Source organism: Acinetobacter sp. Tol 5 (genome assembly GCF_019702905.1).
Classification (GTDB): domain Bacteria; phylum Pseudomonadota; class Gammaproteobacteria; order Pseudomonadales; family Moraxellaceae; genus Acinetobacter; species Acinetobacter bereziniae.
The window spans coordinates 530,245-543,798 of the sequence record NZ_AP024708.1; the positions used below are offsets into that span (position 1 = coordinate 530,245).

Below are 13,554 nucleotides of genomic sequence, written 5' to 3' on the forward strand. Positions count from 1 at the left end.
ACATCCCACAGTGAGGACTAAAAATGACTAAACATAAAAATCTTGATGATCAGGCGTCATTTTCCGCACCTATCGAAGATTTGCAAGTCCGAATTGCATTTTTAGATGATTTAGTCGAACAATTAAATGATCAAGTTGTGCAACAGAGCTTGGAAATTGCTGATTTAAAAAAACAAATGCAATTACTTTATCAACGTGTAGAGTCCGCTGATTTGTCAGAAGGTATTGCTGCTTTTGATCCAATGACCAATCGTCCACCGCATTACTGAGGAGATAAAATGTAATTTGAATGTTGCTGGCATGATTTAAACTGCTTATGCATTTACACAATTATCCGTTACGCTGGCAAAGGATTTGCATACCGTCATCATTCATACATAAGGTCAAGATGGATCATGAACTTAAAAAACCTTGAAGCATTTTATTGGGTGGTGACTTTAAAAAGTTTTAATAAAGCAGCGACCAAACTTCAAACTACACAACCCGCAATTTCACAAAAAATTACTGCGATTGAAAATGATCTTGGCTTTAAAGTACTAGATCGTAGTTCTCGTCAAATCAAAGCCACCCATAAGGGAACCACATTATTCAAGTATGCTGAAAAATTTATGCGGCTTGAAACAGATCTGGTTGCCGAGCTTACTGAAAGCCAATATTTAACAGGTACAATTCGTTTAGGTGTCTCTGAAACCATCGTACACACATGGTTAGTGGAATATATGGAGCAAGTCCAAAAAGAGTTTCCTAAAGTTTCTATCGAAATCGTGGTGAGTTTGACTCCTGATCTGCAAGAAGGTGTACGCGTAGGGGATTTGGATATGGCTTTTTTGCTTGGACCGACTTTACCCTTTGAATGTATTGAACGTTCACTGTGTGATTTTGAATTAAGTTTTTTAGCATCCCCTTCCTTTAAAGGAGGCATCGGACAAATGTCATTCCGTACATTGATGTCGCATACTATTTTGACTTATCCAAGAATTACTTATCCTTATAAAGAACTCAAAGCTCGAATGAAAGAACAGGCAATAGATGAGCCACTTTCAATTACCAGTTATTCATTGGCAACCTTATTACGTTTAGCTGAACAAGGTTTAGGAATAGCTGTTGTCCCTAAATTGACTGCACTCAAGGAAATTTTAGATGGTCGCTTGGAGATATTGGATACCCCGATTCAGCTCAAGACTTTTCATTTCACTGCAATTTATACTCAGGGAAATAATACTGCTCTAAAGGAAAAACTAACGGATTTGGCGGTGTTGATCTCCGATAAAGCAATGAAAAAGTTGAATGATAAAATTAAAAATTAAGTAATTATTACTGTTGTACTTTATTTTTGATTCATAATTTGATCTTTTAAAGTTCCAAAATTGTCACATTATTGATAATTAGAACTTATCGGTATCTATAATGAATCATTATTAAAATGATATTATTAAAATAAAACATATTAAATTCAATATTTTAAAATTTTATTGCTAATCTTTTTGGCTGATTGTTCTGGCTCATTTCCTATGCTTTTATTTCAAATATAGATTTGGTAGGGCACTACCAAAAAAATCTTCAAGATTTAAAGGATAAAAGAATTTCATATTTTCAGAAAAATTGATGTTCTTTGTTTAACTTGAAATAGCGTTGATTAAGCTCAAATGGATGAGGAACGCATACATGTCTTTATTGAAATCTTCTATATTATCTGACCGTCAATGGGCAATTGTTGCATCGATATTTATGATGGCAACTTCTGCAATGGGTCCGGGGTTCCTTACACAAACTGCTGTATTTACAGTGAAATTAGGTGCAGCATTTGGCTTTGCGATCTTGATTTCTATTCTGATTGATTATGTGGTTCAACAAAATATTTGGCGTGTGGTGACCCTAACTCAGATGCGAGCCTCTGATATTGCCAATAAGGCTTTACCTGGCAGTGGTTATTTACTTGCATTTTTGGTCATTCTTGGTGGCTTCTTCTTTAGTATCGGGAACATTGCAGGTGCAGCGCTTGGCTTAAATGCCTTATTTGGTTTAGACACCAAAGTCGGTGGTGTACTCAGTGGTGCATTGGCTATTCTTATTTTTGCTTCCAGAAAAGCCACACTGGTGATGGACAAAAGTATGATTGTTTTGGGTTTGCTCAAAATTATTCTAATTGTCATTGTCGCCTTTATTGTCATGCCACCCGTGGGACAAGCTGTTCAACAAACTTTCGCGCCTGACCAAATTGATTTTGCGATTATCACCACGATTGTCGGTGGAACCGTCGGAGGCTATATCTGCTATGCAGGTGCACACCGTTTACTCGATAAGGGTGCTGTTGGGCCAGAAAACATTGATGAAGTCGCAAAGGCAGCAACCAAAGGGATCGTGGTTGTTGGGATCATGCGCTATGTTTTGTTCTTGGCGTTTTTAGGTGTGGTGGTCAGTGGTGCAACAATTGATCTAGCCAGCCATGATGCCAATCCTGCAGCACAAGCATTTCAATATGCCGCAGGTACTTTTGGGTTTAAACTGTTTGGTTTGATTTTTTGGGCAGCAGGGATCAGTAGTACCATCGGTGCAGCTTACACATCAGTTTCATTTATTTCAGCTTTTAAAAAGAATCTAAATGCTAAACAAACCAACTATATCACCATCAGCTTTATTTCTTTGGCATTACTGTTGTATGTAGTTTTAGGTGCAACACCAGCTGGATTATTGATCTTTGTCGGTGGTTTTAATGGGCTGGTTTTACCGATTGGTTTGACAATTTTTGTCTATGTCGCTGCATGTCGTAAAGACCTCATGGGCAATTATAACTATCCAAAATGGTTATTGATTTTAGGTGTGCTGACCTGCTTACTGACATGGTGGATGGGATATATGTCATTCACAACAGTATTTAATTATCTCACTAAACTGTAACAATCTAACACTCAATTAAAAAGGAAGTACGCTGATGTTTGTCGATTTAAATAGTGACTTGGGTGAAAGTTTCGGTTCATGGAAAATGGGCAATGATGAGCAAATTTTGCCTGTGGTCAGTAGTGCCAATATTGCTTGCGGTTTTCATGCAGGTGATCCATTAGGGATATTACAAACATTAAAGCAGGCTGTGCGATTAAATGTGTGTATCGGTGCGCATGTTGCTTATCCTGATTTAGTTGGGTTTGGTCGTCGCAATATGGATTTGTCTCGGGATGAGCTGATTGCTGATGTGCTCTACCAAATTTCTGCATTGGATGGGCTTGCCAAAGTGGCTGGTTCGGCAGTGAGCTATGTTAAACCACATGGTGCACTTTATAACACGATTGCCAAAGATGCAGTTCAGGCTGAAGCCGTCATTGCAGCGATAAAAATGTATAACCCCAAGTTGGTATTGGTCGCTTTAGCGGGGGCTAATCTGGTCGATCAGGCGCGTCAAGCGGGGCTAACAGTGGTTTCTGAAGCATTTGCAGATCGTGCTTATAACCGAGATGGTTCATTGGTTTCACGCCGTTTGCAAGGTGCAGTGCTGCATGATGCTGATTTTGTCGCTCAACGCGTGGTGTCTATGCTGAAAAACGGTGGAGTTGAATCCATTGATGGGGTATTTACCCCGATCCAAGCCGATACGATTTGTTTGCATGGTGATACGGCTGGTGCTTTAGAAATGTCTGCTGCGATTAAAGCTGAACTGTTAAAAAATGATATTCAGGTTCGTTCATTTTGTGGATAAAGGAAGATACACATGTTGAAAAATATCAAAGTTGACCCAGCACAGTTAAAAGTGACCCAACAAGCAAGACAGCAAATTCGTGCAGGTTTTGATCGACCTACGGCTGGTATGGCACCGGGTATGACCCAAGTGAATATGATTTCTGTACCCAAAGATTGGGCTTATGATTTCTTATTATATGCGCACCGTAATCCTCAAAGTTGTCCTGTTCTCGATGTTCTAGAAGAAGGTGTTTATGCCACAAAATTGGCATTGGATGCAGATATTCGAACCGATTTTCCACGCTATCGAATTTGGAAAGATGGTGAAATGGTCGATGAAGTGACCGATGCAACTGAGATTTACAATGATCATCCAGATTTGGTGACATTTTTAATTGGTTGTAGCTTTTCTTTTGAAACGGCATTGCAAGATGCTGGTATAGAAGTCCGTCATATTCATGATAAAACCAATGTACCCATGTATTTGAGCAACATTAGTTGCGAACCAGCAGGGCGCATTTCAGGAAATATGGTGGTTTCCATGCGACCAATTCCTGCTGATCAAGTTTCAGAAGCTGTGAAAATTACCGCACGTATGCCAAGTGTGCATGGTGCACCTGTGCATATTGGACATCCTGAAAGTTTAGGTATTCAAGATATTAATCAACCTGATTTTGGTGAAGCATCTCGTATTGAACAGGGCGAGATTGCTGTGTTTTGGGCGTGTGGTGTAACACCTCAAGCAGCTGTAATGAACTCAAAAATTCCATTTGCAATTAGTCATGCACCGGGACACATGTTGATTACCGACATTCCAGATCGTGTCTGGATGGGTTAAAAAAAGAAAGGATCAGTAAATGCGATTTTTATCAGTAAATTCCGATAGTTTCTTGATTGAACTTGCCAGTTTGCAAGAAACTTTGGCGTTATACAGCAAATTGCAAAATTTACACTTGAAAGGAATCAAAGATTTAATTCCTGCTGCAAAGACGATTTTGGTGTTTTTTGATGAGATCAACACTGACTTCAAAACCTTATCGACTTTAATCGGTAGCTTAAATATAGATTTAGATATTCAGCGACATTGCCAGCAAGTGATTATTCCCATTCGTTATGATGGTGAAGATTTAGCACAAGTGGCAGAGTTACAGGGCTTATCTGTCGCAGATTTGATTCGTAGACATCATCAAAGTACTTGGGATGTCGCATTTATTGGCTTTGCGCCTGGTTTTGCCTATATGAATAGTCCTGACCAGCCGTTTACGGATATTCCGCGTTTAAAAACGCCCCGTAAAAAAATTCCATCAGGCTCTCTAGGTTTAGCAGGTCAATATTCAGGCATTTATCCGAAGGATAGCCCTGGCGGTTGGCAATTGATTGGTACAACAACTGAAAAAATGTGGGATTTGGAACGCTCGAATCCTGCACTGTTAAGACCCGGAATGACTGTAAATTTTGAAGATGTGACACGTCATCCTATTTCTGTAGATGTACCAAAACAGATCACCTCGGTGCAAGACAATGGTTCAAAATTACCATTATTTAAACTGACTGCATCTGGATTGCAAACTTCGATTCAAGATGAAGGTCGCTTTCAACAGACCAGTATTGGTGTTGGGACAGCAGGTGCGATGGATATTGATTCTATGCACAGTGCCAATCGAATTGTGGGTAATCCAACTGACACACCCGTAATTGAGATATTAAATGGCGGTTTAAAAGCAAAAATGCAACATTCAGCGGTTATTGCTGTGGCGGGTGCAATTTCAAATATTCATGTGAAATTTGCAGATGGACAAAACGCTGATTTTGAGTGTTATCAACCCATCGCATTAGATTGTGGTGATGAGTTTCACATACAAACTCCTCGTGCTGGACTACGAAATTATCTTGCAGTTCGTGGTGGTTTCGACATTCAGCCTGTTTTAAATAGCTGTTCTTTTGACAGTTTAGCAATTCTTGGTCCACATCCCTTAAAAGTGGGGGATGTGCTTTACCAAGGTCAAGTTGTCCCATCCAATATCACGATCAATGACGTGGCAAAAGCCAATCTCCCTCAACTTGGCGACACGGTTGAACTGGATATTGTGATGGGACCCCGCACGGATTGGTTCGATCAAGACAGTATTGAGAAACTGTGCAATCAATCCTGGTTAGTCACCAATGAAAGTAACCGTGTTGGTTTGCGCTTGTTGGGTAAACAACCACTCAACCGTAAAGTGACCCATGAGTTGGAAAGTGAAGGTACCTGTATTGGCGCTTTACAAATTCCACCAAATGGTCAGCCGGTCTTGTTTATGAACGATCACCCACTTACTGGTGGTTATCCCGTGATTGCCTCGGTTGCTAAACACCATTGGAATCTGGTGGCGCAAATACCTGCAGATTGCCATGTCAAGTTTAGAAAAATTGCCGAATTTGTAGAGATAGAGAATTGAAATGAACAAGCAAAATTATGCCAATGAAAAACTATTAATCGCCAACCGTGGCGAAATTGCTGTACGTATTATTCAAGCGTGTCGTGATATGGGTATCACATCTATTGCCATGTATGCAGATGATGACATCGGCAGCTTACATGTCGAGCTTGCAGATGAGGCATGGGGTTTAGCGGGAGCAACCGCTAAAGAAACCTATTTAAATATCGATGCCATCATTGATGTTGCTAAGAAATCTAAAGCTACGATGGTGCATCCTGGTTATGGTTTTTTATCAGAACGTGCAGAGTTCGCTCAAGCAGTAATTGATGCTGGTTTAAAATGGGTAGGTCCATCTCCAACTGCGATTCAAAAATTAGGAGATAAAATTGAAGCACGTAAAATCGCAGCTTCAGTCGGCGCACCTCTGGTCCAAGGTACACAAGATCCTTTGAACAATGCAGAAGAAGCATTAGCCTTTGCCAAACAGCATGGTTTGCCTATTGCAATTAAAGCTGCTTTCGGTGGCGGTGGTCGTGGTCTAAAAGTGGTTTGGAAACTTGAAGAAGTGAAAGAACTCTATGAGTCTGCGGTTCGAGAAGCCAAGGCTGCATTTGGCCGTGGAGAGTGTTTTGTTGAGCAATATTTAGATAATCCTCGTCATGTAGAAGCACAGGTGATCGCTGATCAGCATGGACATGTGGTGGTGTTGGGGACACGAGATTGTTCTCTACAACGCCGTAATCAAAAACTGGTCGAAGAATCTCCTGCACCATTTATCAGTGATGAGATTTATCAAGAAATCCTTAGTTCTGCAAAAAATATTTGTCAGGCAGCACAATATGTCGGAGCAGGAACAGTTGAATATTTGTTGAGCCAAAATGGTACATTGTCTTTTCTTGAAGTAAATACGCGTTTGCAAGTCGAACATCCTGTGACTGAAGAAACAGCACAGGTAGACTTGGTGGTTGAACAAATCCGAGTTGCATTAGGTGAAGAACTGTCTATTCAAGATACACCAAAGGCACTTGGGCATGCTATTGAGTTCCGGATTAATGCGGAAGACCCAAGTCGTGGCTTTATTCCTGCATTTGGCACATTGAGTCTATTTGAAGCACCTTTTGGTCATGGTGTACGTGTTGATACAGGGGTGCGTACAGGCTCGTTGGTTTCAAGCCACTTTGATTCTTTGATGGCGAAGCTCATTGTGACAGGCTCAACCCGTAAGATCGCAATTGCACGTGCAAAACGTGCATTAAAGCAATTTAAAATCGAAGGTGTTGCTTCTGTTCTTGATTTTCATCGTGCTGTATTGAATGAGCCTGATTTTACTGAAGAATTTAAAGTCCATACTCGGTGGATTGAAAATGACTTTAAGCAGGTATTAAAACCGACGCAGCGAAGTATTCCTCAACATCAGCAAGCGATGACATTGAGCTATATCGAAATTGATGGGAAATTACACCGTTTGGGACTGCCTGCGGGGCTGTTTGCCCAAAATATTATGCCAACGAGTCAACATGTAGAACAAAAAACATCCTTTGAAACTCTACCTGAGCATTTGCTTGCACCCATTAATGGCGCAATCGTGGCATGGAAAGTTCAAACAGGAGAGCACGTCACTGAAGGGCAAGTAGTGGCGATTATGGAAGCCATGAAAATGGAAGTTCAAGTGCTCGCACACCAAAGTGGTCAAATACAAATATCGGCAAATGTGGGGACAACTTGTCAGGCTGATCATGTGATTGCCAGTATTCAATAGTCTTTATACATGTGCAATTTAACCTGAGCGTAAAAATTGGAAATTTATAGTTAAATTTCCAATTTTATTTGACCTTTTACTGAAAGCCCGCTGTAATGCACGCCACTGTTTAATTGCAAACTTTTGACCATGCCGGATACAGTTGTTCTTTTTGACCTTGAAAATAATATGCCTACAGCACCAATGCTGGGTAAAATGGTTGAGCATTACGCTACATTATATCTTTTTAATTGTACTGGGCATTTTCATTATTCACTGACTGATCTCACAGCGCTTTGCAGTTGGATCAACAGTGGTCAAGTGGTGATTTTAGACGTTCCTCAAGCGGCTCAAAAAGAATATGAGTATGCCGTGATTGCAGGGCAATTATTGGCACTCTTAACACCAGATACACAGATCGAAATTATTTCTGCCACATCCACTTGTACGGTGTTGTTGGATATCATCCGTAATGTACATCTCGATTGCCGTCTTGTTCAAATTGATCCGACTGGTCAATTGCCAAGTCAAAAACGACAGCTTCCAAGTCTTGAAACAATTCAAAATAAACCGTATTTACAAATGGTTAAAAAGTATTGTGATGCTTTAGCAAAGATGACAGGAAAGCCGAATACAATTGAAAAATTACGCAACTCTGTTGCCAATACATTGCAAATTGTGCCAGAAAAAGCACAGCATCTTGTAGGAATGCTGATTAATTTAAGAATTGTGAAATGCCTTGATGAACAAATTTCTTATCGGAAAAAGGTCTTAAAACAGTGGATCAGTCTCGATATAGAAAATTCAACTTCTCATGACCAAGCTGATCAACAGCTGGACAAACAATCGCATATTAAATTACATAAAATTGATCAAATTTTAGAAAGCTTACATGCGCATCCGCAACAGGTTATCCAAGAAATAGATGATCAGGAATCACTTGAAGCTGTACAACAGGTGCTGTTTAAAAACTTTGAGCAGATTGATCCTGTTCAAATTGAAGTGATTCATAAACTGAATGATTTAAAAACATCGAAACCCAAAGATATTTATGCATTGCGCGATCTATTGGAAAAAATGTTCCCTAAATCTGATGTTCGTTTATTGCTTAAAGAGTTGATTGAAAAAGGCTATATTTATTGGAATGGGCATGAAGTGGTCTACAGTCATGAAATGTATTTGAATTAATGCTGTTCAAGTAGATGAGAGAAACACTCCAAGAGATCTCTGATCTACTTTCAGATTTTTTGATTTAAATGCTTTACAAGTTGGCAACACCACCATCTATCAATAGTTCTGTTCCAACAACAAAACGAGACTCATCAGAAGCAAGATAAATAAAGGCGTTGGCAATTTCTGTTGCTGTGGCAAGTCTTTGTAGTGGGACTAAATTTTCAATACTGGTTTTGAGCTGTTCAACTTCAGCAGGGCTGTCTGCGACTTTATTCAGTGCAGGTGTAAATGTCGGTCCAGGAGAAAGCAGATTAAAGCGTATTTTATGATTTAACAGTTCCCTTGAAAGTGTTTTGACCAAGGAGCGTAAGGCGATCTTTGAAGCAGCATACACACTGCTTTTTTCTAATGCGATATGAATGCTGGTTGAACCACATAAAATTACTGAACTGTTTGGATTAATCATGGGAAGAAGGCTTTGAATCAAAAAGAAAGGACCTTTTAGATTGGTATTTAACACCTCATCAAATTGTTCAACGCTCCATTGCCCAAAACGTTGATGGTTCACATTGCCTGCATTGATATAAATCACATCAAAGATAAAGGATAATTGCTGTAATTTTTTGAGAAAATCATGCTGTGAATTTAAGTCAGCATGGTCACATGTAAAACCGAAACTTTGCGATCCTAATTGCTGTTGAACTTGTGCAATTTGATTGATATTCCGTCCAGTAAAGACTACTCGTGCACCTTCTTCAATGGCTCGTTGTGCGGCAGCAAAGCCAATTCCACTGGTTGCACCTGTGATTAAAACAGTCTTGTCTTTTAATCTCATTTTTTCACTATAATGTCATTAAGAAACACGTATATTGTGAAAATTTATGCGCAGATGTAAGAACTTACCAAATGGTAACTAAGTCGCTGTTGGGTTTGAAATAGGCTGACATCAGCTTTTATAAATTGTAGCTTTATGTAAGGTGAAAAATGACAACTGTGCAATATGAGCAAAACTGTTCAATTATGCGATTCGTTGCGATATTTTCAGGTAAATGGGTCTTGCCGATTGTTTATCATCTTATACAAGCTCAACATCCTGTGCGATTTAATCAATTACAAAAGGCTTTAGCACCGATTCCTCAAAAAGAACTTTCAAAACAGTTAAAGCTTTTAGAAGAATGCCAACTGATCTCCAAACAGATTTATCCAGAAGTACCTCCACGTGTAGAATATCAAATTACTGCATTGGGAAAATCTTTGGAAAGTTCGATTCGCTCATTGGGTGATTGGATGACGTTTTACGAAAAAAATAGAGATGAAAAATAAGACATTAAACTGACTTTAAAATTACAGATTCGTTGTAATTTTAATTTTAAACTTGCGTTTTATATTCAGCTTATGCAACTCTAATATAGGAATTTAAAGGTGAACTATGGAACACACTGGTCTTTGGGTTGCGCTCGTAATCGTTGTTTTTGTATTGGGCTCAATTTTTGGCTTACGCGTAAGCCCAAGAGAAAAGGCATTAGGTTTAATGCGTGAAAAAGCCCGAAAGATGGGTTTGCATCCGCGTTTGGTGGCTGCGCCAGAATGGACTAAAATCCCAATGGCAACAGAATCTCGTGCAAGTATGGTGGCTTATTATAGTGTACTTATTCCTGATGCACGTTTAGCGCTGATGCGTGCATGTGTCGAAGATGAAAAGCTTCACGTGATTCAAGGTGATGCGAAATTTAAAGATTTTCCCATTGCATTAAAGGGGATTTATGCTATTGATATGCAGGCAAATTGTGTAGGGCTATATTGGGATGAAGAATCTGACCTAAGAGCAACACAACTTGATGATATGAAAGCATATTTACTCAAATTGGCTGAAATTTAACTTAATAATAGGAACAGTGGTTTATTATGGCGAACGCTCCTCGGTCCACATCCAAAAGCACTACAGCAAAATCTCCTGATGCTGGAAAAAAGCGTGCATTAGTGATTGTGGAGTCGCCTGCAAAAGCGAAAACGATTAATAAATATTTAGGCTCAAATTACATTGTAAAGTCATCCGTAGGTCATGTCCGTGATTTACCTACAGGCGGCTCAAGTAAAACAGCAGAAAAAAAGCCAGCAACACGCACCAAGTTGACGGAAGATCAGAAGGCTGAAAAGGCACAATCCGCACTCGTCAATCGTATGGGTGTTGATCCAGAACATGGTTGGAAAGCTAAGTATGAAGTGCTTCCCGGCAAAGAGAATGTTGTTGCCGAACTCAAAAAGCTTGCCAAAGATGCAGATGAAATCTATCTCGCAACGGATTTGGATAGAGAAGGGGAAGCAATTGCTTGGCATTTGAGAGAAGTCATTGGTGGGGATGATAGCCGTTACCATCGTGTGGTTTTCAATGAAATTACCAAAAATGCCATCCAAGAAGCATTTAAACAGCCGACACGTCTAGATTTAAACCGAGTCAATGCGCAACAAGCTCGTCGTTTTCTAGACCGAGTTGTTGGCTTTATGGTTTCACCATTGTTATGGGAAAAAATTGCACGTGGTTTATCTGCGGGTCGCGTGCAATCTGTAGCTGTGAAATTGGTGGTGGAACGTGAACGTGAAATTCGTGCCTTTATTCCTGAAGAATATTGGCAAGTTTTTGCAGACACTAAATCTCAAAAAGATGAGATTCGCCTAGAAGCAGTGAAGCAAGCTGGTAAGACATTAAAATTACAGAATAAAGCGCAAACTGATGCTTTGTTGAAAATTTTAAAAGATGCTGAATATAAAGTTGCCACTCGTGAAGATAAACCGACTAAGGTTAATCCAAGTGCGCCATATATCACTTCAACGCTACAACAAGCGGCAAGTACACGCTTAGGTTTCTCAGTAAAGAAAACCATGATGCTTGCACAACGTTTATATGAAGCTGGTTTTATTACCTATATGCGTACTGACTCAACATTTTTAAGTGATGATGCAGTCAGTATGGTGCGGCAGCACATTGAAACAGAGTTTGGTGCGAAATATTTACCTGCAAAAGCCAATCGCTATGGCAACAAGGCAAATGCACAAGAAGCCCATGAAGCAATTCGTCCTTCAAACGTTGGATTAAAAGGCGACAGCTTGGCTGGCGTTGAGCGTGATGCACAACGTTTATATGATTTAATTTGGCGTCAATTTGTGGCTTGTCAAATGACACCTGCAGAGTATTTATCTTCAACAATTTTAGTGGATGCCAATGGCGTAGAGCTCAAAGCCAAAGGTCGTACTCTAGTTTTTGATGGTTTTACCAAAGTTCGTGGTCAAAACAAATCTGATGATGATGTTCTATTACCAGCCGTAAAAGTGGGTGAAATTTTAAAACTTGAGAAACTTGATCCTTCTCAACATTTCACTAAACCACCTGCACGTTTTACTGAAGCATCATTGGTCAAAGAATTGGAAAAACGGGGTATCGGTCGACCATCGACATATGCTGCGATTATTTCGACGATTCAAGATCGAGGCTATGTCAAGTTAGACAACCGCCGTCTTTTCGCTGAGAAGATGGGTGAAATTGTCACAGACCGTTTGGATGAGAACTTTAACAATCTAATGAATTACGCTTTTACAGCGGATTTAGAAGGTCAGTTGGATAAAGTTGCAGATGGTGAACGTAATTGGAAAGAGCTTCTTGATAGTTTCTATGGCGATTTTAAAAAGCGTTTAACCACAGCTCAAGGTGAGAATGGCATGCGCCGTAACTTACCTGTAGAAGTTGAGGATGTTCATTGTAAAGAATGCGAACGTCCAATGCAGATTCGTACAGGGACGACAGGTGTCTTTCTGGGTTGTTCAGGTTACAACTTACCTCCAAAAGAACGTTGTAAGGGCACGTTGAATCTTACGCCTGTCGAATCACTGGCAGCACTTTCCGATGATGATGGTGCTGAAACTGCCGATTTGATGTCGAAAAAACGCTGTCCAATTTGTGGTACTGCAATGGACAGCTATGTCATTGATGGTGGTCGAAAACTGCATATCTGTGGAAACAATCCAGACTGTGATGGTTATGAACTTGAAGAAGGTGAGTTCAAAATCAAGGGCTATGATGGTCCAACCATTCCTTGTGACAAGTGTGATGGCGAAATGCAGTTAAAAAATGGTCGGTTTGGTCCTTATTTTGCCTGTATGAGCTGTGATAATACCCGTAAAGTGTTGAAGAATGGTCAACCTGCACCACCACGTGTAGATCCAATCAAAATGGAACATTTACGTTCAACCAAACATGATGACTTCTTTGTTCTTCGTGATGGTGCTGCGGGTCTATTCTTGGCTGCAAGTAAGTTCCCGAAAGTACGTGAAACACGTGCACCCAAGGTTGCTGAATTGCGTTCTGTTGCAGATCAACTCGATCCAAAATATCAATTTATTTTGCAAGCACCTGATCAAGACCCAGATGGAAATCCGACATTGGTGAAATTCAGTCGTAAGAATCAAGCACAGTATATTGGTTCGGAAACACCTGAAGGTAAACAAACCAAGTGGTCCTTGGTTTACCAAGATGGAAAATGGGTTGAAGCCTAAGTT

General features: G+C 40.0%; 11 protein-coding genes and 1 pseudogene. 11 read left to right on the forward strand and 1 reads right to left on the reverse strand.

The features are described 5' to 3' along the window. Window positions 1-23 precede the first annotated feature (23 nt). The 8 genes and pseudogenes from TOL5_RS02505 (at window position 24) to TOL5_RS02540 (ending at window position 9,018) form a co-directional block, all read left to right on the forward strand. Window positions 24-269, forward strand: coding sequence for a SlyX family protein (locus TOL5_RS02505; protein ID WP_004826619.1), 246 nt, complete (start codon window positions 24-26; stop codon window positions 267-269). 126 nt (window positions 270-395) lie between these two features. After that, window positions 396-1,307: a LysR family transcriptional regulator MumR gene (gene mumR, locus TOL5_RS02510; RefSeq protein WP_004826621.1), complete on the forward strand. Its 912-nt coding sequence runs from the start codon at window positions 396-398 to the stop codon at window positions 1,305-1,307. 339 nt (window positions 1,308-1,646) lie between these two features. Then, a pseudogene (locus TOL5_RS02515) lies at window positions 1,647-2,898 on the forward strand (NRAMP family divalent metal transporter). 34 nt (window positions 2,899-2,932) lie between these two features. Beyond that, window positions 2,933-3,691, forward strand: coding sequence for a LamB/YcsF family protein (locus TOL5_RS02520; RefSeq protein WP_121775428.1), 759 nt, complete (start codon window positions 2,933-2,935; stop codon window positions 3,689-3,691). 12 nt (window positions 3,692-3,703) lie between these two features. Then, window positions 3,704-4,510: a putative hydro-lyase gene (locus TOL5_RS02525; RefSeq protein ID WP_009586102.1), complete on the forward strand. Its 807-nt coding sequence runs from the start codon at window positions 3,704-3,706 to the stop codon at window positions 4,508-4,510. Window positions 4,511-4,529: 19 nt separating this feature from the next. Next, on the forward strand, window positions 4,530-6,110 hold the full coding sequence (locus TOL5_RS02530) for an urea amidolyase family protein (RefSeq protein ID WP_121775429.1): 1,581 nt from the start codon (window positions 4,530-4,532) through the stop codon (window positions 6,108-6,110). 1 nt (window position 6,111) lies between these two features. Continuing rightward, window positions 6,112-7,851 carry an acetyl/propionyl/methylcrotonyl-CoA carboxylase subunit alpha gene (locus TOL5_RS02535; protein WP_121775430.1) on the forward strand — a complete coding sequence of 580 codons (1,740 nt, stop codon included), beginning with the start codon at window positions 6,112-6,114 and terminating at the stop codon, window positions 7,849-7,851. 129 nt (window positions 7,852-7,980) lie between these two features. Then, window positions 7,981-9,018: a hypothetical protein gene (locus TOL5_RS02540; RefSeq protein ID WP_058968146.1), complete on the forward strand. Its 1,038-nt coding sequence runs from the start codon at window positions 7,981-7,983 to the stop codon at window positions 9,016-9,018. Between the two features lie 73 nt (window positions 9,019-9,091). Here TOL5_RS02540 and TOL5_RS02545 read toward each other — a convergent pair whose 3' ends face one another. Beyond that, window positions 9,092-9,838, reverse strand: coding sequence for an SDR family oxidoreductase (locus TOL5_RS02545; RefSeq protein WP_004826634.1), 747 nt, complete (start codon window positions 9,836-9,838; stop codon window positions 9,092-9,094). Between the two features lie 149 nt (window positions 9,839-9,987). Here TOL5_RS02545 and TOL5_RS02550 point away from each other — a divergent pair, with 149 nt between their 5' ends. From TOL5_RS02550 to topA, 3 genes are all read left to right on the forward strand, one after another. Next, entirely contained in the window at window positions 9,988-10,326 is a 339-nt protein-coding gene (locus tag TOL5_RS02550) for a winged helix-turn-helix transcriptional regulator (protein WP_004826637.1), read from the forward strand. A 106-nt stretch (window positions 10,327-10,432) separates the two neighbouring features. Beyond that, window positions 10,433-10,882, forward strand: coding sequence for an ammonium transporter (locus tag TOL5_RS02555; protein WP_004826640.1), 450 nt, complete (start codon window positions 10,433-10,435; stop codon window positions 10,880-10,882). Between the two features lie 26 nt (window positions 10,883-10,908). Next, window positions 10,909-13,551, forward strand: coding sequence for a type I DNA topoisomerase (gene topA, locus TOL5_RS02560; protein WP_121775431.1), 2,643 nt, complete (start codon window positions 10,909-10,911; stop codon window positions 13,549-13,551). Window positions 13,552-13,554: the final 3 nt, after the last annotated feature.